At 51.0% G+C, this 23,820-nt stretch carries 10 protein-coding genes; 1 reads left to right on the plus strand and 9 read right to left on the minus strand.

All coding sequences use genetic code 11. The features are described from left to right. Nucleotides 1–393: 393 nt before the first annotated feature. The 8 genes from FUA23_RS12300 to rplM all read right to left on the minus strand — a co-directional run bounded on the left by FUA23_RS12300 (nt 394) and on the right by rplM (nt 21,544). Nucleotides 394–6,726 (minus strand): hypothetical protein, encoded by a 6,333-nt coding sequence (locus FUA23_RS12300; RefSeq protein ID WP_147931046.1) that lies wholly within the window; start codon nt 6,724–6,726, stop codon nt 394–396. A 737-nt stretch (nt 6,727–7,463) separates the two neighbouring features. Continuing rightward, nucleotides 7,464–13,985, minus strand: coding sequence for a hypothetical protein (locus FUA23_RS12305; RefSeq protein WP_147931047.1), 6,522 nt, complete (start codon nt 13,983–13,985; stop codon nt 7,464–7,466). A gap of 211 nt (nt 13,986–14,196) precedes the next feature. Further along, a complete protein-coding gene (locus tag FUA23_RS12310; RefSeq protein WP_147931048.1) occupies nt 14,197–16,722 on the minus strand; it encodes a ribonucleoside-diphosphate reductase subunit alpha in 2,526 nt (841 codons plus the stop codon). Between the two features lie 163 nt (nt 16,723–16,885). Then, on the minus strand, nt 16,886–17,863 hold the full coding sequence (locus tag FUA23_RS12315; RefSeq protein WP_147931049.1) for a ribonucleotide-diphosphate reductase subunit beta: 978 nt from the start codon (nt 17,861–17,863) through the stop codon (nt 16,886–16,888). Between the two features lie 748 nt (nt 17,864–18,611). Continuing rightward, the gene (tsf, locus tag FUA23_RS12320; RefSeq protein WP_147931050.1) at nt 18,612–19,442 is read right to left on the minus strand and encodes a translation elongation factor Ts; all 831 of its coding nucleotides are present in this window, start codon (nt 19,440–19,442) and stop codon (nt 18,612–18,614) included. A 202-nt stretch (nt 19,443–19,644) separates the two neighbouring features. Then, nucleotides 19,645–20,430, minus strand: coding sequence for a 30S ribosomal protein S2 (rpsB, locus tag FUA23_RS12325; RefSeq protein WP_147931051.1), 786 nt, complete (start codon nt 20,428–20,430; stop codon nt 19,645–19,647). A gap of 105 nt (nt 20,431–20,535) precedes the next feature. Continuing rightward, complete coding sequence (gene rpsI / locus FUA23_RS12330) at nt 20,536–20,925, minus strand: 30S ribosomal protein S9 (protein ID WP_147931052.1); 390 nt, start codon at nt 20,923–20,925, stop codon at nt 20,536–20,538. Between the two features lie 178 nt (nt 20,926–21,103). Further along, the gene (rplM, locus tag FUA23_RS12335; protein WP_147931053.1) at nt 21,104–21,544 is read right to left on the minus strand and encodes a 50S ribosomal protein L13; all 441 of its coding nucleotides are present in this window, start codon (nt 21,542–21,544) and stop codon (nt 21,104–21,106) included. Between the two features lie 412 nt (nt 21,545–21,956). On the opposite strand from rplM, the gene FUA23_RS12340 reads away from it, so the two are divergent. Then, nucleotides 21,957–22,403 carry a DUF1761 domain-containing protein gene (locus FUA23_RS12340; RefSeq protein WP_147931054.1) on the plus strand — a complete coding sequence of 149 codons (447 nt, stop codon included), beginning with the start codon at nt 21,957–21,959 and terminating at the stop codon, nt 22,401–22,403. Nucleotides 22,404–22,499: 96 nt separating this feature from the next. Here the strand turns inward: FUA23_RS12340 and FUA23_RS12345 are convergent, their stop codons facing one another. After that, on the minus strand, nt 22,500–23,699 hold the full coding sequence (locus tag FUA23_RS12345) for a sensor histidine kinase (protein ID WP_147931055.1): 1,200 nt from the start codon (nt 23,697–23,699) through the stop codon (nt 22,500–22,502). Nucleotides 23,700–23,820 lie beyond the last annotated feature (121 nt).

The raw sequence follows: 23,820 nt of genomic DNA on the forward strand, positions 1-23,820 counted from the left end.
CAAAACCCCAAAAAAGGGCGTTAATCTTCTAAATTTGTCGACATAACATATTCCCTTTGTTTGACTGTTATTATTTAAACAACACTTTGAACAATACATTTTTTCAACAACACTTTATCCTGAGCGTGTTTCTGTAATCCCAATTACCTTAGTTTGAGCTGACTCTTATTTTCACTTGAATTTTTGGAGCTGCCTTTCTCTTTGATAGGGAAAGGCGGTTCCTTTTTACTACTGTTTCAGGGCGGCGGAGCGCAGGTGCAAGGCTCCGGACAAGAGGCACAGACACCTCCCACCAGTACAACAAGGTTCTGGAACAACGATCAGCATTCAGCCTGCCGGTCCCGACAAACTGAATGCTGAATACTGTTTACGATAAAACGATTATGCTACGATCTACCTGTTGGAGCCGTCCCACATGAAGCTTCCACAATCGACCAGCAGGATGGTAAAGTCCATGCGCGCCACGTCAGGGCCACACGGTCCTTCGGGGTCATCACTGATGAAGCGGAAAGAAACCTGACCGGCTTCGCGGTCCAGCGGTCCTGGGATATACTCGGTCGCGCCCGGCACCCGATTTCCGGTAGTGAAGGTTCCGTCACCCGATGTTTGGAACTCACCCGTCAGGTCAGCGGGGCTGATCGAAAGGGCAGCCTGCAGATCAAATCCGGTAATACAGGTAGTTGCTCCGGTCAGTTCCACCGTTGGGGCCTGATCTACGGTAACCGTCAGCGTTGTTTCAGCCGTACACTCACCGTTGAGGGTAAACTGAACGGTGTATACCTGATCGGCCTGCAGATCGGAGATAGTCGGTTCGAAACTCGTTGGATCGTCCAGTCCAATGGAAGGGAGGATCAGGATTTCGAGATCTTCCTGTAATGCTGGCGGAATATTGAAATCAATTTCCTGAGCGCCTTCATTACAAACGGTAGCTTCGTAAGGGCCAAAACTGAATTCCTCTACTGTTTCTACAGGAATATCAATATCAATCGGGCAGGCACCAAAGTTTCCACTCACCTTAAGGGTTGAGCTCAACACACCATCAGCTAAGGTGAAGGATACTGTTCCATCCATATTGTCAACTACCATACCGTCCGTAGCTGGGATAAAGTTGTAATTCAGGTCGGCACAGATGCCTTCCAGCATGCCGGTCTCCCCGGGACAGAGCGCAATAGATTCGCCCAGATCACTCACGAAGTCTGGCAGAATATCCTCTACTGACAGTACGCTTTCACCGCAGGCACAGCCCGCCGCCTGGAGGCGGATCAGAACCGGGCAAACGTCGGCCTGGTCAATGCCACTAAAGGCCCCGCTGATCATTGACGTTTCGCCGGCGGCTACCGTTACGTTGGCCATATTGGCGCTGCCCAGCATCATATCGATGGCCGGATCAACTTCGCCGTTACCGTCTACATCACTGAAGAGGTCTACCGTAACCGGACCACTAAAGTCCTGGCTCAGTGCTGCCACCCCAAAGGTATAATTGATGTCAAAAGTACCCATCGTCGCTCCACAACTGGCGGTCACCTCAGATTCACCACTGATGGTGACGGCTGGAACTACGGTTGCGTTGACAACCGGCCCTTCATTGATTATGCTTTCCACCATACAGAACTCACCGGTAGCCTGGCAAAGCAGTTCTAAGGTTTGCTTAAAGGCGATACCGATAGGGTAATCACCACACTCCAGGTCATCGATGACGACATTGACTGAGAGGCAGAAAGTCCCCCCCACTCCTACGCTTGGCGGCGCGTTAAAGCTGTACATGGTCACACCTCCGCCTAGTGGAGTAGCTGTGATACTATCAGCAGTAATGACATAATCTGCAGGAACTAATACCTCTACATTGTTCTCGTTCAAACTGAATCCACTCGGCAAAGTGAGCATTACGGTAGTTCCACCGGCTGGTGCCTTACCGAGGTTGAGGGCTGTGATGACAATATCCGTGCCGTCTGCACCGCAGCTTACTTCGACATTGTCGGGCAGGTCAAGCTCGAACGATGGGCTTGGTGCGCCAGGGTCACTCACCCGGATGGCAGCGGAAGCCGTTAAATCAGAGCCGAATGGCTCGTTACATTCATTGTTTGCATTAATGGCCGAAGCAATGGAAGAACCGTCAATGAAGTCGCAGGTAGTAGAAGCATTGAAGCTTATCGTGACAATGTCCCTCGGCTCCACGACCATATTGGTCAGGAAAGCGTTGATTTCCGCCTGATCGAAGACGTAAGCCTCGCCATAGACATTATTACTGCCGGGCTGGGCGGCAGGATCAGTCAGGCCAGCCGTCCCCCCCCCCACTAAGGTGATCATAAAGCTACCGGGCGTAAACTCGAAGCCGGAGGGTAGGAAGAGCAATGGCATGAAGTCCTGCAGGTCTCCATTACCCGTATTGCGGTAGGTGACGCTGTAGGTCTGCTCAGTACATAAGCCCGATTGCATAGGCGTATTGAAGGATGTCTCTAGATCAGCATTACCTGCGCGGTATTCGTAGCAGACTCGCAGATCGCCACAATCGAGCATGAACTCAGCCAGTGCAGCAATTTGATTTTCCACCGGCACCTGGCTATCCGCACAGCCCAAAGCCGCATTGAGACAAACAAAGCCCTCGTCGCAAAAGATCAGGTCGGTTTCTATTGTCAGGCTGAAACATTCGTCTATCGCCAGGCCAGCGGGGATTTCTACAGCGTAGAAGGTAGAAGTATCCGTAATCAGCGCCGTATTAAAGACTGTTGCACCTCCACTGATACTGACCAGACTGACACTGTTGGCTACTTCGATAGACAAAGCCCCCGCGGCTAAAGCCTCTCCTGCTTGCGGGCAGAGCATGAAGTCGTTTGTTTCTGTACCCGCACCGTCCGTGAGGTCAGCGTTGGCAATTGTCGTGGTGCCGCTTAGCTCGGCAGGCAGGCCATTTGGAACAACCGGGACAAGCGGGTTGTTGATTTGTCGCTCCAGACTAACGGGATCAGTAGTGCTTCCTACAACCCCCCCCAGGCGTTCAAAAGGCAAATAAGCGTCGGAGCTAGTCCCTTCAGGAAGTGGAATAGGTACGACAGTCTGGCCTTCATTACCCCGGATCATACCATCCCAGAAGTTGTTATTAATAACGTAACCGCGCATTTCCAGATCAGGCAGATGCAGATTTGCCGCATCAAAATCCATGGTCAGTCCGGTGGTCGGAAGCGCACCACAGACCCGGGTCAGCGGGATGCGGAACACTAGTGAATCATCTGCTCCTCCCTGGAAGCCAAGCAGGGGGAAAGTTCCCCCGACGGTGGTGATATCGTCGATCCCCTGAGAGTAGTAGCCTGCGTAACCGTCGGGGCGTACGCCGTCGAGGAATTCTGCATCCCGGAAGTACAGCGTTCCAAAGACTCCATCAGGAATTACCGAGGTCGTTCCTAGTATCGTCGCAGTATCTAATCCACTTGTAGAATCCGGTTCGACGGGCATTGGGGCCAGGCCTCCGGTTTCTACGGTAGCTCCTCCATCGTAGTAGTACGGGAAGGGGATATCTACGCCAAACTGCTCGATACCGGCAACGAGCCGGTATTCGTTGGTAAACCAGGTATCCGGAATATTACCGGCCTCAAACCTGACGACCAATTCCGCTTCGCAATCATCCGTGTATTCTATGCGAGATTCAGCTACAACCTCAGGGCTTTGGTAGAAAGCGCGGGTAGCATTGGATATACATGCTCCTGCACTAATATTTAAGGAGTTGTTTGCAGTCGGATCACCAATAAATTGGAACGCCGTTACGCTACCATCAAAAAATATACTGTTCGTTACCCCGTCCCAGCCCGGGTTATCAACCAAAGGAACAGTTATTTCTATTTCAATCGTGTCCCCAAGTTGCAATGATCCTCCGATGGCATCAAAGAAAGTGCCTACCCCGTTGACACCAGTGCTTAATTGATTTGACAACTGAATACTGAGGTATCTTCCATCGATACCGTCGGAAGAGGAGTTTTGCAGACCAAAAGTGTAGCCTCCGTCGGGAAAGGCTGGCTGACCTCCCTCTCCGCTGAAGAAGGTAAAGTCAGAATTAACACTATTCGAGCCACCCACACCGACGGTCAGCCCGGTATTGTTCAAAATATCCGTTCCTCCGTTTCCGCTGAAAGCTGCAGCAATATCAATTGTCTCGTTCGTACTGGGGCGGATGAGCTGAAACGTTTCCACCTGGGCCAGATAGATGTCCAACATGGCCGGCATTTGGGCAGGAGAATTGTTGCCGGCATCAGACCGCATGAACATCTGAAAGTAGAGGATGTCATCTGCCTCATTCCAGTCGGGTAAACGGTTTCGGTCGATAACTACTTTCTGTCGGACCCTGATGATGTCTCCGGAGACGTATCGTAGCGAGTCATCTCTGCTGACCGTACTGAAATCTACCTCGTCGGTTCTCGTATTGTCCGCAAAACCACGGCTTACCCGTTCTGTTTCATGAAAAACAGAGTAGGTACAGTCGCAATCCAGGCTATCCGGATCAATAATGAGCGTCGTTGAGGAACAGGTTCGTACGGGTGCACAGTCACAACCGGAAGCACATTCCGTGGTCAGATATGCGTCCATAAAAATGAGTTGGGGCGGAGAACATTCCGCCGTGTCACTGGCCATGTCGAAGTTAAAACTGAAGGGGGTGTTAGCAGTGACACTTCCGCCTTCAATAGTAACCGTCGTCATGCCGTCCTCTGAATTGTCGACTGTTACCATACCCGAGGGAGCTCCATCAAACAGTACGTTTTCGTAAGTAAAGTCATTGGTCAGGAATTCACTTCCAGACACCTTGAGCGTCAAAGTTGCGGTACCGACATTTGTAGGACACTGAAACAAATCAGCATCACTCAAAAGGTACTCAAAGTTGAGGTTTTGCCGTCCTTCGACCAAAGTTGGCGTAAGCCCGGTAGTGCCAAAATCGTAGCCCGAAAACGTTGCCCCCCCGTAGTTAAAGGTTCCTGCATTACTGAAAGAAGAGGATGAGGCTGCGGTGAACTCAGTAGCCTCATTAAAAGGAACTACTGTCGAAACTGCTCCGGAGTTACAGGCCCGGCGACCTCTGATACCGATTTCGTTGAACTGACAATCAACCGGTCCGCTGCCACCTGCATTAGGCGCAGTATTACAACCTCCAAGTTCTTCATCAGAGCAGGAAACGGGGAAGATAAAACGGAAGCGAATGGAATTATTTCCGGCTAGGTCGTCGAAATTGCCGTCTCCGTCCAAGTCAATCAGGCCGGCAGCACTCAGATCTACGGCATTTCTCCGCAAGTCCACCCGCACGGTTCCGGCCCGGTTTGCCGTTGGATTATCATCGCTGTCCAGTTCGTCGGTTTGCCGGGTAGTGACCAGGCTTTCGTCTACCGTACCGAGAACAGTACTACCGTCATCCGAAATGAGTTGCACCTCACTGATACTCAAGCCCGGTATTTTACACCGGCGGACATCAAAAAAGACATCCGTCATCTGGTCATCCAGTTCATCCATTCCTCCTGTGCCTATGACGATATCAAAAGAATAAGGATCACCAGCGCATACATCAGGCTGTTGTTCGTTGAGGAATTCGGCAGTGAAGCGGGGGCGTTGGGGAAAATTGGTCACCAAAGTCGAAGCTCGTTCATCCAGCGGACCGGAGCATACTTCCCCTTCGCAAGCATCAATGACTGTATAATTAGGAAAGTAATCAATATTCGGAATACATGCACCGTAGGTATAGCAAATCTCTACGGATGTGGTTTCGTTGAAATCAAGCAGCCCATCAGCCGTGGCATTCGTCACGGTCAGTTCCAGTGCACCGGTTGCCGGATCAATTGTGTAGGTTGTTGGATCAGCCGGAACCCCTTCCACATTTACCATGGAGATAGTGATACCTTCTTCAAAGCCATAGTTGCCGGCCGTGAAAATGTAGCCGGAAGCAGAAGCGTCAATTGTGGCCTGAGAAATATCAATCGTCTGGCAGGCGTCCTCGTTAAATCGTCCCAAGTTGGTACTGGCGGGAACATTTGTGATGACGACCTGTGGAATCAAAACATTACCACCATAATCTTCCAGCGTAACGGAGCCCGTACAGGCTACTCCATCGGCATTGGTGTAAGAGAAGTTGAAGGTTACATCCGGGTTGTTGATAGAGAAGTCAACACCACACTCTGCGCGTACACCGAGATAAACGATTACTCCTCCCGTTGCTTCACTCACCTGGTCCAGCAGGAAAGAAGGAGATTCGGGGTTCTCAGTACTGATGGTGTCTAACTGTGCTCCGGAATTTGAAAGCGTATTGTCAACGTAAGCAAAGCCACCGTACTCGATGCCATCCTCAAAAATTACATCCAGCCGGATGTCCTGCAACGGTGAAACTGACTTCGTGAAAAGCATAATTGGAATGGTGTCTCCGGCACCGCAGACCTCCAGTGCATCGGGCTGAGCGTAACACTCAATGTTGCGCAAATCCTGTACCCGAAGTTGAAAGGGGTCCGGTGAAAGCAGTGCAGGTGCAGGCAACGCAACGAAACGATGCTTGCGGTATACTTCCTGTAACGCCGTTTGCTCGGACAGTAAAAACTCCGGTACTGCTTTTGAGTAGCCAGTAAAGGCACTCCCTGTAATATTTTCTGCTTTCAACGGATTTCCAAAGGCAGAAAGCAAAAGCAGCAAAAACAACATGGAAGGCTTGCACCAATCTTCCATCCGTACGGACAGAGAGGTGCCAGAGCTAATTTGACAACACATTTTAGGATCGTTTAATTTTCATGAATAGACCATGTTGCTACGCTTTCAAGCTAGAACACATAACAACCTTGACATTCACCTACAAAAAGAGATGTTAAAACATTGAACACAACTACAAATCTAAACACTTGTTGTTACATTCATGCGACATTCGGCACATAATATGGGTTTCAAGTCAGATTTTCTTTTTTTGAAGCCCTTATCTGGTCGAGCTAAGCCCCTTTTAGCTACTTGTGTTCCTGTTGTTCGAAAATGCTCCGGGAAAATTGGCTCCCCGAAAAGTACGTATACCTAAGTCAGAGTGGTTTGGGTATAGGTCAAGAAGCTCTTTCCAAACATTCACTTTTCTGGCGCGATCGCAGGTGCAGGATTGTGAACCAAGGAGCAGAGTAGCTCCCCTTTCCGCCAGGCCTCCTTTTAGCATGTAAATTGCTCATTAGCCCGACTTTGTTCTCCCCCGGACAACGATGAGCTCCTCATCAGGTGCTTTACGTTACAGGTACTGTTTAAGTTCTCGGTGTGTATCAAGGCCTCACCTTTTCTCTCTAAACTTCTATTGCACCTGCGGCCGCGCCCGTACCCTTGCTGCTTCAGGTCAACAGAGCTCCCTCAGACTCTCAGCATCGCGCCCTTTCGGGATAAGGTCCGAATAAAATTCGTAAATCCATCCCGTCTGTTGCCATGCGGATCACCTCTTCGGTAAGGATCCGCATGGCAGAAAACAAAGATGAACCCCATTAATTCCCTCCGTCCCAGGGGAATGATCCACAATCGACCAGTAGCACGATTATCTGTAATTCGTCTACTCCGATTGCGCATGCACTTGGTCCTACGATCAGAGACGGATCGTCGGTGCGCAGCGTGAGGGTAAAGGAGAGATTCTCGAGGTCTTCCGGACCTGGCGTGTAGGTGGTTGAAGATGGGAAATCACCAGTAGACGGATCAGCATCGGCGTCGGTATCGTTAAAAGTCCCGTCGCCGTCGGTCTGCCAGTAACCACCCAATTCTGAAGGATTTATCGAGGCATCCAAACTGGCTAGCATGAGGCTTGCCGTTTTACAGATGGCGGTTTCCATAACGGCAATCTCAGCCTGAAAATCGATTACACTGATCGGGAATTCGGCCTCCGTACTACATTCTCCGTCGTTGAAGCTGGCGGTAATCGTGTAGGTAAGGGGAGCAGCCGGGTTTTCGATTTCCGGCGTCGGGCTGGTAGGGTCGCTCAGGTAAGTTGTTGGCGACCAACTGATGTCTGCTCCATCCTCCCACTCGGTGGGCAACATCATGTCCAGCTGAGTAACCCCGTCAAGACACACTGCGGTACTGGCGTAAGGCCCGATCTCCAGATCGGGGAGTTGGTAGATGTTCAGGTTGGAAGCTATGGGGCAGCTTCCTGCTCCTCCGGTAACTCCCAGAATTACGGGTTCAGTCTCTCCGAAGCCGTCATTGATCGCAATAGTGGCTGTATTACCAGACATTGTGATGGTTCCTCCGGCAACGGGAGACAGTGCGAGTTCGAAATCGCTGCAAACGTCCAGTACCAGTTCATCACCAGGGCAGAGGTATACCGGCCCGTCCAACTCTACGACGAATGTTGGTTCAGGGTTTTGGATGGGCAGGGTTTCGCGATCACACCCACAGCCGCTTCCGTAATCCACCACTAGTATCGCCGGACAGGAAATTTCGTTTGCCGCGCTCAACGTGCCACTCAGCGTAGCCATCTCGTCGGTCGTAACAACTAGTGCCTGCATGTCGGTATCCAGGAGTGGGTCGTAGTCGTCGAGTTGTCCGTTGTCATCGATATCCCGGTAGAGTGAGATGGTTGCCGTGGTATTGAGGTCATCACCGAAGTTGGCTACCTCAATATTGTAGTCGTACGTAACGTTATCGGGATCACTATCACAAGCAACCGAAGCCTCCAGTTCAACCGTTTCAAGGGGAGGGACAATGTTGATGTACAATTCATTGTTCAGGGAGTTGTTGACGTTGATGTCACAATCAGGTCCCGTGGAACAGGGGACATCCATGACAACGCTGCTGATATCAGTACCGATTTCAAGTTCTCCACAGGTAGCATCGGAGCTTACATCCACAAGCATATAAACTTCCAGGAACTGCCCTATACCGATTCCGTCAGGTATATCGAAGCAGACCTGAGTTTCGGTACCTTCGGTCGTTGAGGTCAGATTTGCGGGTACAAATCCTGTAGGCGCTACAAAGTTGAGCGTACCGGAATACGTGAGGTCCTCCGGGAGTGTGATACACATAGTTGCGTTCTCGGTCTCCCCGGCTCCTTGCAGGGCCAGAGCCGTAAAGGCCAGCGTATCGGCCGTCACTCCACAGTTTACGTCAACCGGATCTGCAACCACGAGGAAGCGGGGGAAATTGACAGGATTGGCCTCAGGTACGATGTATGTTTCGGAGTAGTCGAGGGCGCGCACGTCCTGTCCACACCCATCATAAGAAATGGTACGGGAGAACGCACGTCTTCCGGATACGAAGTCTTCACAATTCGTGACTACGGTAACACGGACAGCAAGTTCATTCCCGTCATTAGGTGCCGAAATTCCGGGAAGTCCAGCTGTATCAATCTGGACGACGAAATCTCCAACATCGTCGAAACGATGGTAAGTTCCGAATGGGTTATCCGGTGGAGTCGTGATGGTTTCCCAGGTTAAATTGTCAAAGTCATCCGCTCCGGGGTAAGCATATTCCCAGCTACCCGCAACTGGCGTAACGCCAGGAGGGAAAAGTACCTCGAGGCTGGGGTTGAAGAGGATTCCATTCCGTACGTTTTTAATCCGGGTGTAGTAAATGATTTCATCACAAAGCGTCGCGACTTCAGGTACAACCTCCATTTCAAGCTGAATGTCTGAGGCGTCACCGACGTACTCATAACAGATGCTGGTGCTCCGACAAGCGCCGGCCCCACCACTGATGATAGCTGAGACTTCAGCGTCTACACATCCGCCAGCAGTTGCCGAAAGACAAACCCTTGGTACAGGTACAGATAGTGGGTCCAGCAATTGGGAAGGACACAACAGAAGTTCGGTAAAAATATCGATAGGGATATCCGTTCCGGGAGCCATTGAATTGGTGACTAATACTGAATAGATGGTACTGTCTGTCGTAATGGCAACGGGAGTAGCGGTCAGGCTCGCGCCTGAGTTCACGTCGACAACGTCAATCAGTTCTACCGTAGAAGGCACGGAGATAGCAACGACTACATCCGGTAAGGGAGTGGCTCCGCCACCGGCCATAAGCGTGAATCGGTTGACTTCGTTTCCTGCCGGTTCATCCCCTAGCAGAGACATAGAGATTGAGCTGGTGAGGCTGGGCAGCGTTACTATGGTTCCTGAAGACAGGTAGTCGATGCCATTACGGGCGGGAAACCGGTGAACGTTCGCAGTATCACGGCTGCCGAAGTCAAAGTAGGCGCCACTGCAGGGCACTCCATCGTTCCAGTAGTACGCAGCGTTGGCGTTGTTGTTGTTATTACAGAGAAACGGACCACTTGGGTTGTTGTACTCGGGTAGCGTCAGGTAAGAAGCATAATAGAGCAACTCAAGGCCGGAATCGTCTACGTCATCCGAACAGACCTGTGATATGGGAATACGGAAAATAAGAGAATCAACCTGATCCAGTCCGACCGACAGGGGTCTGAAAGTGCCACCTATTCTGGTGAAGTCATTGTCTCCCTGATCAATACTCAAATTTGGATCAATACCATCTACTTGCCGGTAGCCTCCGGCTGTTCCGTCCTGCTCTTCTGCATCCGAAAAATAGAGTTGGCTATTAGATTGCCCGGGGCTGTAATAGGTTACTCCTCCAGCAGTAAATTCGGTCATTCCATTCAGAGTGGAATCCGGTTCGACGGGAAAGGTGGCTCCGGTAATATCTTCCCATTCAGCTCCTCCTGCGTAGACGAAGGGAGGTGGCACAGTGGAAGCCAGGTTCTCCAGGCCAATTATTGGTCGAAATTCGTTCGCAAACCAGCCAGGGGGAGGGTTAGGGATTTTAAATACGTGTTCGATTACGGCACCACATGGCTCGTAGGTGATTTGTGAATTCCCCACAATTTCAGGCTCCCAAAAGCTGTAGAGAGCATTGCTTTGACAGTTGTCAGAAATACGTGTATTGGGGGTTGTGATATTTTGGCGGCTAAAAGCGGTTCCAACCGGAATAATTGAAGGCTGCAGCTCTGTTCCCGCCGTGGGATCAAAGCCCGGATTAGCGATAACCGGCACCTCCCATACAACGGTGACCACATCTCCGTCCTCAAATCCTCCGATCATATCTCTGAGAGGGTTTAAACAGTCATCGTTACTAGCCCCACTTCCCCGGTAAGCATTATTATTATCAGTAAAATCAACAATCAAATAGTTACCATCCCTCCGGTCATCGCCATGATTTGCATTAACCCAAAACCAGGAATCCTGGCCAGGAGGAGTTGGTAATCCCGGGTGGATAGCAACAGTATCACTAGGAGAATTAGCCCAAATGTACAGCCCCGCATTCGTGCCATTATTGTCTCCCTCATCGTTACAAACTAAGGTTGACACATCCCAGTTTTGACCAGTACCCGGCCGGTCTACGGTAATGGTTTGCACCCTTGCGAGTTGTCCATTCCAGAGAGAGCGCACACGATTCATATTATTGACTCCTCCTGTAGTTTCGTGCCTCACATCAAAACGCAAAATTGAGTTAGCAATATTTAAAGGAACAGCATTGAGGACTTCGTACTCTGCTCTGACCACCATGGTATCTCCGGGCAAAAACCGCAACATATCGTTTGGCGAAATGGTGGCGGGGTCAACCTTTGTGTCTAAGCTTTTGTCCGTGTAGCCCAATGACGCACGACTAAGGTTCACCTCTCCCATTATATCACAAGTACAACCAACGTCCTGCGGGTCAACGAACATAACGACCTCCCCACATGCTTTTGGCAGTTGACAATCACAGCCTGCGGGGCATTGCTCTATGATACTCGCTGCACCGCCAAAGTAAATTGGAGGCCTACAATAAGAAGTATCCAGCGTAGAGACCCAGCGCATCGTTATGTCTGTGTTTGGTAGCGGGTTTGGAATCTCTACCCGAAGGTACCGGGTAGAAAGAGCCGGATCATCTACAACGGTAATATTTCCGGCGGCAATCGGTGTAAACACCATAGTGTTGGTGTCTCCGATTTCAATATTGTCGAACTCCATGTCAAAGGCAATCCGCTCCTCTGAACTTACTGCAAATTGAAAAATGTGGGTTCCTCCACATGTCGCAAAGTTGGTTGGCATGAAATTGTAGGTAAACTCCATGTCTACCGAACTGGGCGTATCATCCACACCTCCGATATATCCAATTTGGCCGAAGTTGTAGCCGTTAGTCAGATTAGGCAGGGTTCCTTCTGCAGCATCGCGGTAAAAGGTAAACCCGGCAGTGCTCTCGTACCCTACTACTGGTGAGTTGGTGATATTAGCAGACTGAGCAAAAGAAGTACCACAGTAACGCTCCCCTTCGATACGAACAGAAGATATCTGACAACTGGAAGCCACACAGCCCTGTAAAACATCAGGACACTGAACTGCTAACAACACCTCAATATTGATACTCTGGTCTCCGGGCAGGTCATCGTAGAACAGATCACCGTCAACATCATCGATGCCGCCAGCGCCGTCAGGGTCTGCGGTAAGGCCGGTAAAATCAATACTTATCTGGTTTCCGGTAGAGTAACCAATTGCACTGCTCGGCAACGAGTTTCCGTTCACAAGAATGTCCTGTACGATGAGGAAGTTTGAATCACAACTGTTAAGCTTCAATACAATGTTTTCGTACAATCCCCGTTCCGGGTCGTTGTTGTTTGATTGGAACTGAATCTGTAGTCTTGCATCCTGGCCACACACCTCAGCCCCGTCCAAAAGTGTAACGTTAGCCGTGGCGGTGACTCCAAAGTTAGGGTTGAACTCCATAGTTCCGTCTACCCGGTCCCCTACTCCGGTACATACAACGCCCTGGCAAACCTGGTCGACGCCGTAGATAAGGTTGGGCAAGGCCTCGTTCGTACAGGTAGGAATAGTGTAGCAAATCTCTACGGTCAACGTTTCGTCCTCATCGAAGAAATCATCGGCAGGGCCGGGGTTGCCGTTTGCCATGAAGAAACTGTTGCTGATGTTAGCCGCCAGGCGCGAGGTGCCCGCGTCGTAATCGTAATCGGTCAGCGGCATACTGTTGACGGTGATGCCGGCAACGCTCAGTATGGATAAGTCCAAACTGTCAACCGTAAAGCGGAGACTGTCCATTTTGGCGTTAATACCGTCCTGTGAAATATTGAGCGTATGACAACGCTCCTGATCAAGATTGGTAAAATTGAGTTCAGCCGGCTGATTGTTGATATTAACAATTGGGGCCAGCGCAGCCGATTTGAAAATCTCGCGGGAAAAGCTGTACTCATCACTACAGCGACTGGTGACCGAAGTATTTGGGTCAGTGTAGTTGTAGTTGAATTCGGTGAGCATGCTGTAATCTCCGGCAAGGGAAGTACAGTTGGTGCTTATGCCCATGTACACCAGTACCGGATCATCCTGCGTAAGGGTCGGGATGTTGAAACGGGGAGCCAGTGGGTTACCCGCACTGGTTAGTACAACGGAGCCACTGACATCAGAGGTTACAAAGCCGCCGTACTCAAGACCTCCGCCTAATCTTGCAACGATGCCTACGTCGGTCAGCGGTACATCAGAGGTGGTATACACCAGAAACGCAAGTGTATCAGATCCTACACACAACTGAAGTTCGTTGAGTGTGGGGTAACCGATTACGTCGTTGAGCGGAACGGCTCTCACTGAGACATCGCTTCCGCCGTTCACAACGCTGGTTGTTGGTGGAATGAGGGATTGTTTACCCACGGCCTTCGCCCGGGGAGCGGCGCTCAGGGAAAAGGCAGATAACATGGCTAAGTCGCGCGGCTCACTTTCCGAACCGCTTTCTTCGGCCAGGTAGGTATCCAGAGAGACCAAAGGCCGAGTGAAGAACACCATAGGAGCCTCGCCTCCCTGTTCGGATATTCTGTGAAGGTACTGCGAACGCTGTTCCGGAGTTGCCGTACCATATTGTTCGTGATAAAAGTTGGCGAGCAAGCTTTTGGGGCTAACGCGCTCGGCGCTTAGGTTACCAAGAGATAATAGAAAAAGGCCGAAGAGGAAGGCAAAAATAATTGCTCTTTTCTCCCCTGCATGAGACACCCCAGAGGGAGTCCGTCCAAACAAACACATATTACGGTCTTTTAAATCACGAGAAAAGCCGTACAACCTACTGATTATATACCAATTATGTCATTCATTTCAGCTGCCAGGCAACACAAAGATAGTTTTTACATAGCATGTAGTCTACATTTTCCGCCAGACAACCACAAAGTGAAAATCCCGGCCACCAATTTTGGCAGCCGGGATTAATGATCTTACCCTGAATGAGGCACTTCGTCGTTTAGGCGGAGCAGGAGATGCAATCCGGATCGTCCAGACTACAAGACTTCCCGACGTTCTCTACGTCAGCGGCACTCAGTTCGTCGAAACCGTTTGCACTGGCGGCGGCCTTTGCTCCAGCAGCCTTTACCTGCGGGATTTCAGCAACGGTAGTCGCAGCAGTACTTTGCTCCTTCTCCCCCTGCACTGCACCTGCGTCTGCGCCCTTATGAACTTTAGCTTTTACTTCGCCACTTCCCTCTTCGCTCTGCTTGCCCAGTTTGGATTTGTCGACCGTGAACTGAATAGCATCCCGCGCAGCTTTCGTACGGAGGTAGTACATGCCTGTTTTCAGGCCCTTACTCCAGGCGTAGAAGTGCATGCTCGAGAGCTTACCGAAGTTCACGTTCTCGACAAACAGGTTCATACTCTGGCTCTGACAGATGAATGCGCCCCGGTCAGCGGCCATATCGATGACGACCTTCTGGCTGATCTCCCATACCGTTTTGTAGAGGTCGCGCAGGTGCTGTGGAACATCATCGAAGTCTGCGATCGAGCCATTGCTGGCCATCAGGCGGTTCCGCATTCCGTTGTCCCAGAGGCCAAGGCCGATAAGGTCGTGCAGCAGGTGCTTGTTGACCACCACGAATTCTCCGGAGAGGGTACGGCGGGTGTACATGTTTGAGCTGTACGCCTCGAAACACTCGTTGTTACCGAGTATCTGGCTGGTAGAAGCCGTCGGCATCGGAGCGATGAGCAGTGAGTTGCGCATGCCGTATTTGGCAAGGTCCTCTTTGAGGCCCGCCCAGTCCCAGCGGTCTGAAGGGGTGACTCCCCAAAGGTCGTACTGCAGTTCTCCCTTACTGGCCGGCGAGCCGGGGTAGCTTTCGTAGTGGCCGTACTCTTTGGCCAGCGCGATGGATTCGGTACAGGCAGCGAAGTACATTGCTTCGAAGATGTCTTTGTTCATCTGGCGCGCTTCTTCCGAGTCGAACGGCATCCGCATCATAATGAAAGCATCCGCAAGGCCCTGAACACCAAGACCAATCGGGCGGTGCTTCATGTTGGAGTTGCGTGCCTCCTCAATCGGGTAGTAGTTCTGATCGATAACTTTGTTGAGGTTACGGGTAACTACGCGGGTTACTTCAACCAGACGATCGAAATCATACGTTTTGTCCTCTTTTACGTACTTGGGCAGCGCGAGACTGGCCAGGTTACACACGGCCACCTCATCGGGGCTGGTGTACTCCATGATCTCGGTACACAGGTTGGAACTGCGGATGGTACCGAGGTTCTGCTGGTTCGACTTCTTATTGGCTGCATCTTTGTACAGGATGTAGGGCGTTCCGGTTTCGATCTGGCTGTCCAGAATAGCAAACCACAGGTCCTGTGCTTTAACCTGCTTGCGGGCTTTTCCTTCTTCTTCGTACTGGTGGTAAAGTGCTTCGAATTCACCTCCGTAAGCATCAAACAGACCGGGCGCTTCGTTGGGGTCAAAGAGGCTCCACATAGCGTCGTCCTTCACGCGCTGCATGAACAGGTCGTTCATCCACAGTGCGTAGAAAAGGTCACGGGCACGCATCTCTTCCTTACCGTGGTTTTTCTTGAGGTCCAGGAAATCGAAGATGTCGGCGTGCCAGGGTTCCAGATACACAGCGAATGCACCTTTACGCTTTCCGCCGCCCTGATCGACGTAGCGGGCTGTGTCGTTGAACACCTTCAGCATCGGCACGATACCGTTAGACGTTCCGCCCGTTCCTTTGATGTAAGACCCGGTGGCACGAACGTTGTGGATGCTGAGGCCGATGCCTCCGGCAGCCTGGCTGATGCGGGCACAACGGCGAAGTGTTTCAAAAATACCCTCGATGCTATCGTCCGTCATACTGAGCAGGAAGCAAGAGCTCATCTGAGGCTTGGGCGTCCCCGAATTAAACAGCGTAGGCGTAGCGTGAATGAACCACTTTTCACTCATCAACTGGTAAGTCTGGATGGCAGACTCGATGTCCTCCTGATGAATGCCTACCGAAACGCGCATCAGCATCTGCTGAGGGCGCTCCACCACTGCACCGTCCATACGCATGAGGTAACTGCGCTCCAGGGTCTTATATCCGAAGTAGTCGAACTCGAAGTCGCGGTCGTAGATGATTGCAGCATCCAGCCGGGCCTTATTCTTGCGGATCACCTGCATGGTTTCCTCTCCGATCAGGCCGGCGGCATCGCCGGTCTTTGGGTCGACGTAGTTATAGAGTGCCTCCATAGTGTTGGAGAAACTCTTGTCGGTTTCTTTGTGCAGGTTAGAGATTGCGATCCGGGCAGCAAGCTGGGCGTAATCCGGGTGAACGGTACTCATGCTGGCCGCGGTTTCTGCGGCGAGGTTGTCGAGTTCTACGGTGGTAACACCATCGTACAGGCCCTGAATGACCTTTTTGGTTACGTTGATGTGATCAACGAAGTTCTCGTCGAGCCCGTAACACAGTTTCTTGATGCGGGCGGTAATTTTATCGAAGGAGACGTTTTCCGGCCGTCCGGAACGTTTGATGACTTTCATGGTGAGGTGATGTATTAGATAGGCGGCTTATGGGCGGGGCCGCGGGTACATTGAAGGGTTGAGGGAGCAAGGTTTGAACGGGTCGATGCGCTCTCAGATCGCAAGCGGTCCCTGCGCCCGGAGAACAAAAGGACCGTTTGCGCTCGGAGAGCGCGGTAACCTGCTAGAAGTCTTCGTCGAGCGAGAACGTCTGTTTGTCACGGTCGGAAGTAACACCAGCTTTCTGGTACTCGCCCACCCGCTTTTCGAAGAAGTTGGTTTTGCCCTGCAGGTTGATCATATCCATCCAGGGGAAGGGGTTTTCTACGTTCCAGACCTTTTCCTCGCCCAGCTCAGACAGGAGACGGTCAGCGACGAATTCGATGTACTGGCACATCATGTCGGAGTTCATACCGATGAGGTTCACAGGCAATGAGTCAGACACGAACTCTTTTTCGATGGCAACGGCGTCTTTGATGATGCCGGTTACTACACCAGGAGCCAGTTTATTGACGATGTGGTTGTTGTAAAGCAGACAGGCGAAGTCGCAGTGCATGCCCTCATCACGGCTGATCAGTTCGTTACTGAACGTAAGCCCTGGCATCAGGCCCCGCTTTTTCAGCCAGAAGATGGAACAGAAAGAACCGGAGAAGAAGATTCCTTCTACCGCCGCGAAGGCAATGATCCGTTCTGCAAAGGTGCCATTGTCGATCCAGCGCAATGCCCATTCAGCCTTCTTGGTCACGCAAGGCATCGTTTCGATAGCGTTGAAGAGGTAGTCCTTCTCTTTAGGATCACTGATGTAAGTGTCAATTAGAAGGGAGTAGGTTTCCGAATGGATGTTCTCCATCATGATCTGGAAACCGTAGAAGAATTTAGCTTCTGTGTACTGAACCTCGGCAACGAAATTTTCGGCCAGGTTTTCGTTTACGATACCATCACTGGCCGCGAAAAACGCAAGTACGTGCTTGATGAAGTGGCGTTCGTTGTCGTTAAGCTTGTTGTTCCAGTCATTTAGATCCGCCGAAAGGTCAATTTCCTCGGCTGTCCAAAAACAAGCCTCATTGTCTTTGTAGTATTTCCAAATATCGTCGTGCTCAATAGGGAAGAGTACGAATCGGCCTTCATTTTCGGCAAGGATTGGTTCTAGTTTAGCATTCATAAGTAAGAGAAGAAGTAAAGTAAATAATCGAATTAGGGAATAAAGGGCTTGTGAATTGGTAACAGTAAGCTGGTCCTCATGGCCGTCGGCGCCTCGCTTACTTCAATACCGGAGGCCGGAAAGAAGTAAGAAAATCAGTAAACCGAGGTCGTGAGAAAGAAAGTATGGTTGTAGAGGCCTGCACTTTTAAGCAGTCGCCAACCAAGGGACACCCAATTTCAGTAGAGGGAATAAATGTCGCCTTAGCCTAAGTGGTATCAGTAAGTTGAAAGCACAAAGAAAAAATAATTTGTTGTTTTCCTTCGTGCGGCTGCTAAGGTAAACCAAATATTAAGAGGTTTTCACTCAAGTTTTCCACACACTGTGGATAAACAAGCACTTTCTGCTGAAAACCAACCAATTAACAATTAATCCTAATTTATCCACAATGTGGATAACCCAAAAAGACATGTGGAAAAAGTGACTATTCATGTGGAAAACAAAGGCGTCCACATCACCAATAGAGAACATTGAGCTTTTCCGTACGTGTTTCCACCTGATTACAGGCTGGTTATAAAACATCTTTTACAGCTATTGGTACAGTCGTGCCGTGAGCTACGGGCGGCCTGTAATTTTACGTTCAGCGGATAATTTCCCGGTCACTGACATAGCAATATCTGAACCTGAGATAAAAAAGCAGCCCCTGTTGCAAATGCGACAGGGGCTGCTTCAAGTTGGAGTTGGTTACTCCGGTCGGATCAGTTCCGGATTATACCAGTGTAACGTGCTTGAAGCTCGTAGCCTTGAGTCCTTTATCAGAACTGTCGAGGTACTGGGCAACGGTCTTCTTATTGTCCTTTACGAACATCTGGTTAACCAGGGTATTCTCCTTGAAGAACTTGTTGAGCTTACCCATAGCGATCTTTTCGATCATTGCTTCGGGCTTGCCTTCCTGACGAGCAAGGTCTTTACCGATTTCGATCTCGGTTTCGATAACCTTAGCGTCAACACCGTCTTTATCGAGAGCAACCGGCTTCATCGCAGCAACCTGCATAGCTACGTCGCGGCCTGCATCGTAAGCAGCGTCGCTGTTCTGGCTGAGACCAACGAGAACACCGGCGCGGTTACCAGAGTGGATGTACTCAGCAACGAGAGGAGCCTCAATCTGCTCGTAAGCAGTAATGTTGATCTTTTCGTTGATCTTACCTACCATCTCAGTTACTTTGTCCTGGATAGAAAGGTCACCTTCCATTGGCAGTGCCATCAGAGCGTTCAGATCAGCTGGCTTGTTGGCCAGAGCAATGTCAGCAACTTTGTGAGCGAACGCAACGAAGTCATCGTTCTTAGAAACGAAGTCGGTCTCAGAGCTTAGGCGGATGATGATGCCATAGTTCTTAGCGTCATTGATCTTAGCGATCACTGCGCCTTCATTGGCATCACGGTCTCCACGCTTAGCAGCAACCTTCTCACCGCGCTTGCGGAGGACCTCGATGGCTTTGTCGAAATCACCGTCGGCTTCGGCCAGGGCTTTCTTACAATCCATCATTCCGGAACCGGTCATGTCCCGTAGTTTCTTTACGTCTTGGGCGGAAATTGCCATAGCGTTTTTATTTTATTGTTTTCTTTTTGATTTTGGGTGGTGGGCCTGGGATTTGTCTCTTCGCCCGTTCAGAGAGCGTAGTGGGTAGCATGTAGTTGGTAGTGCTCCGTGGGTTAGCTTTCCTACGCTTGTTCACCTTAAATAAACAAGCGCAGTGAAACATAACAACGGCAGCACTACCTACTACCCACTACTTTTCTATCTACTCCTCAGTGGCAGGAGCAGTAGCTTCAGCAGCCGGAGTTGCCGCTTCTGCTTTAGCTTCAGATTTACCTTCAGCCTTAGCGTCCTTTTCCTCACCGCGCTCGGCCAGGCCTTGCTTGATGCAGTCAGTCAGGTAATTAAGGATGACAGTAACCGACTTGGAAGCGTCGTCGTTGCCCGGGATCGGGTAATCTACGCTGCTTGGGTCGGCGTTGGTATCCACGATACCGAACGTACGCATGTTGAGTTTCTTGGCTTCGGCCACGGCGAGGTGCTCGTGAACGATGTCTACCACGAAGATAGCGTTGGGGATGCGGTTCATGTCCGCAATACCACCAAGAACTTTCCGCATTTTCTCGTGCTCACGCGTGAGGGTCAGTTTTTCCTTTTTGGTTACACTGTCAAGCGTACCGTCTTCGAGCATCCGCTGAATGTTCTGCATCTTACGGATAGAACGGCGGATAGTGTTGAAGTTGGTCAGCATACCTCCCTGCCACCGGTCGGTAACGTAAGGCATGTTTACTTCCTCGGCGCAAGACGTAACGATGTCACGTGCCTGCTTCTTGGTTGCAACAAAAAGGACCTTTTTGCCCGCGCGTGCGATCTGGCGCATGGCGTTGCCGGCGCGCTCCATCGTCTGGAGGGTAGAGTTAAGGTCGATGAGGTGAATACCGTTCTTTTCGCCGAAGATGTAGTTGGCCATCTTTGGGTTCCACTTGCGGCGCAGGTGGCCAAAGTGAACACCGGCTTCGAGCAGCTGCTGGTGGGTGGGCTTAGTAGCCATGGGTTATTATATTTTGGCCCCCTAGCCCCCAAGGGGGGAATACGGGGCAGCTTTTTAATAAGGATGAATTGCCATCTAGTTCCCCCTTTGGGGGCTAGGGGACTATTAACGCTTAGAGAACTGGAAGCTCTTACGTGCCTTAGGCTTACCGTACTTCTTACGTTCTACAACGCGAGCGTCACGAGTAAGCATTTTCTGCTGCTTGAGCGGGCTACGAAAATCTTCGTTCAGTTTCACGAGAGCGCGGCTGATACCCATACGGATAGCTTCTGCCTGGCCCTTGATGCCGCCGCCGTCTACGTTCACTTTGATGTCGTAAATAGCGTTGTCTACACCAATGATGCCGAATGGCTGAACCACTGCTGGCTGAATGTGGTGCTGAGGAAAGTATTCCTTATAGTCCTTACCGTTCACGGTGATATTTCCCGTGCCCTGGGTCAGGTAAACGCGGGCCACTGAGGCTTTGCGTCGTCCGATGGCATTAATTTGCTCCATGGGAGAATAATGGTTGAAAGGAAGAAAGGAGTAAAGCTTACCCTTCAGTCTTCCGGTTAGTTAGATTGGTTTCGCGTTCACCACTGTTCCAGAGGCGCGAACGCCGGTGCAAAGGAGGTTGACGAGGAAGTGTTGTTCTGTAAACAATATTCCCCCTGTCCTTTTCACCTTGCCCTTACTACTTGAGTTCTTCGGGCTTCTGTGCAGTGTGCGGGTGCTCAGCACCAGCGTAGATGTGCAGCTTCTTGATCTGAGCACGACCGAGCTTGGTCTTAGGCAGCATGCCTTTAATCGCCATTTCAAGTACGCGCTCCGGCTTCTTAGCGAAGAGGTCGCGGGGAGTAGCAGCACGCTGACCACCGGGGTAGCCCGTGTGACGCAGGTAAACCTTATCGGTGAGTTTCTCACCGGTAAAACGAACCTTATCTGCATTGATGATGATCACATGATCGCCATTGTCAAAATGAGGGGTAAAGTCAGGCTTGTGCTTGCCACGAAGAACAGTAGCGATCTTAGAAGCCACGCGGCCTACGATCTCACCTTCCACGTCAATCACGTGCCACTTACGCTCTACCGATGCGGCATTGGCCGACTTGGTTTTGTAGCTTAGTGTATTCACTGTATTGCTGATTTTATTGCGTTATGCGCAGGCTTCCGAACTGGTTTTTCCAGGGTTTCCACCTAAGCGGCTGCAAAGGTAGGTGGATTCCTTCTCTGAAACAAGCATTTTACACGATATTTTTCATCACCTACCTTTATAAGTAGCTGAAAAACAGGGCGAATTTCGCTCAGCTTTTATACTACCTGCTGATTTACGGGCCATTACACCCGTCCTGAGGAGTTCCGTAATGTACTACTTATGCTCCCCGCAAAAACTCTTCCCTTGGCCCCTGTAGTATGTTCCCTCCTCCCCACCCGGACCTCCACCCCTCTTTGCACCCGCGGCCGCGCCAGAACAAGCTGTTTTGTTTTTTATCGAAAAATTTAAAACCAAATGCGTATTTTACACCAGTAAACACACCCAATCTGATATGAAGAGAAAAATAAATTGGATCGCGGTAGCAGTAGCTGCCCTTGCCGGTATGTTCATCGGTTTCCTTTGGTACGGCGCTTTTTTCAACGCTCAGTGGTCCGCAGGAGTGGGCTTTACCGGGCCCGGCCTAACGGAGGCAGGCGCTGAAGTCTTCAAGCACGGTGAAGCGGTCACGCTCGATCCGGTCACCCCCATGTTGTTCAATCTTCTGGTGATGGTTCTGTACGCCACCTTCATGGCGTGGCTTACCGGAATCACAGGTCGCACCACGCTGATGGGAGGCCTCCTTCTCGGCGCAATTGTCGGCGGAGTTCTCGCCCTCAATCACGTAACCACTAATATGTTCGCCATGAACCCGTCTGTACTGACGGTCATCGATGGCAGTTATTGCGTTGCGCTCTTTGCGGTAATGGGAGCCATCGCCGGCGCGTGGCGGAAGAAGTAGTTCCTGGCGAAGTGAGCGGCGCAGGCCGAACCCTTCCTTCTGGCTAACGGAGAAAACTGTCCGAAACGCCGCTCACTTGCATTCTTATTTAAAGGCTTACCCGGCCATAACCAGGGAGAACTCGCTCCACTGGCCTTCTTCCGAGGCGATTTTGATTTCGCCCCGCAAGAGTTCCGCCATCCTCTTTACAATGGAAAGCCCTACGCCGTGGCTTTCCTCTTCCCCTTCCACCGCAGTGGTGTAGAAAAGATTGAAAATAGAGCGTTGGGCCCTCTCGGAAATACCGCGGCCGTTGTCCCGGACCGACAGCACTGCTCCGTCTTCGGTCACCTGATAGCCCACCTCAATTACAGTTTCCGGCTTGTCCCGGTACTTGATAGCGTTGCTGATAAGGTTTTGCAGCACCTGCTCGACCGCCAGCTTAGAAGCATACATTTCACCTACGGGGCCTACGAATTCAACGCGGCAATCTGGCGGCGGCAGAAGACGAACCTTCATTGCTTCCACTACTTCGCGGAGGTCGACAACTTCACGTTCTTCATCGACCTTCGTGACCGCTTCGCTGTACTTCAGCACTCCGGATATCATTCGTTGTGCGTCTTTGGTCAGGTCGCCCATCATGGCGAGCATTTCTCTGCCGTCTTCAGGGATAGACTGGCCGTAGTCGGCAGTTACCAGTTCAGCAAACTGCCCGATGTTGCGCAGCGGTGCCTTGAGGTCATGCGCCACTACATAACTAAAGTCCAGCAGGTTCTTATGAGCCGCCGCCTTTAATTCGTACTGGTGGCGTGTTGCGGCCAGCGACTTCCGCAATTCCAACAGCTTAATTACCTGCCGGCTCAAGGCGGTAAGGGCTTCGACTTGTTCCTCGGTCAATTCCCGTGGCTTCAAGTCTACCACACAGATGCTGCCAAGGGCGTGGCCTTCGTCCGTAACCAGCGGGGCTCCTGCATAAAAGATGGCGTTAGGTGCCGCAGACACGAAGGGATTGTCGGAAAACCGAGGGTCTTCGCGCATATCCTTAATCACCAGCGGGCCGGATGCATCCAGAATATTATGGGCACAGAAAGCAACATCCCGCCCGGTCTCAGTCAATGCCGGATCAACTCCCACAGTAGACTTATACCACTGCCGGTCTTCATCAATGAGGCTGATCATCGAAACCGGGGTGCCGCAAATCTGAGAGGCGATGGCAGTCAGGTCATCGTACTCCTGCTCCCGGCCAGTATCCAAAATTTCGTACTGACGAAGGTTCTCCAGCCGCTCCGCTTCGTTGACAGGTATTCTTGCTTTCACTTCACGAAGATAGTTTCAGGCTGTCATTCTTTTTTATATTTCTTCGCCACGCTGCCGAGGCTAGTGCCTTGTCAAGCTCAGATTTTTGGATTAGCTGCGGTGTCTTTTGCCAGCCACTAAA

This window comes from Neolewinella aurantiaca, assembly GCF_008014675.1.
Lineage (GTDB): Bacteria > Bacteroidota > Bacteroidia > Chitinophagales > Saprospiraceae > Neolewinella > Neolewinella aurantiaca.

Coding starts and splice junctions, on each gene's coding strand:
- FUA23_RS12340 (WP_147931054.1), top strand. CDS start 21,957: ATGAAGAGAAAAATAAATTGGATCGCGGTAGCAGTAGCTGCCCTTGCC.
- rpsB (WP_147931051.1), bottom strand. CDS start 20,430: ATGGCTACTAAGCCCACCCACCAGCAGCTGCTCGAAGCCGGTGTTCAC.
- tsf (WP_147931050.1), bottom strand. CDS start 19,442: ATGGCAATTTCCGCCCAAGACGTAAAGAAACTACGGGACATGACCGGT.
- FUA23_RS12300 (WP_147931046.1), bottom strand. CDS start 6,726: ATGTGTTGTCAAATTAGCTCTGGCACCTCTCTGTCCGTACGGATGGAA.
- FUA23_RS12310 (WP_147931048.1), bottom strand. CDS start 16,722: ATGAAAGTCATCAAACGTTCCGGACGGCCGGAAAACGTCTCCTTCGAT.
- rpsI (WP_147931052.1), bottom strand. CDS start 20,925: ATGGAGCAAATTAATGCCATCGGACGACGCAAAGCCTCAGTGGCCCGC.
- FUA23_RS12305 (WP_147931047.1), bottom strand. CDS start 13,985: ATGTGTTTGTTTGGACGGACTCCCTCTGGGGTGTCTCATGCAGGGGAG.
- FUA23_RS12315 (WP_147931049.1), bottom strand. CDS start 17,863: ATGAATGCTAAACTAGAACCAATCCTTGCCGAAAATGAAGGCCGATTC.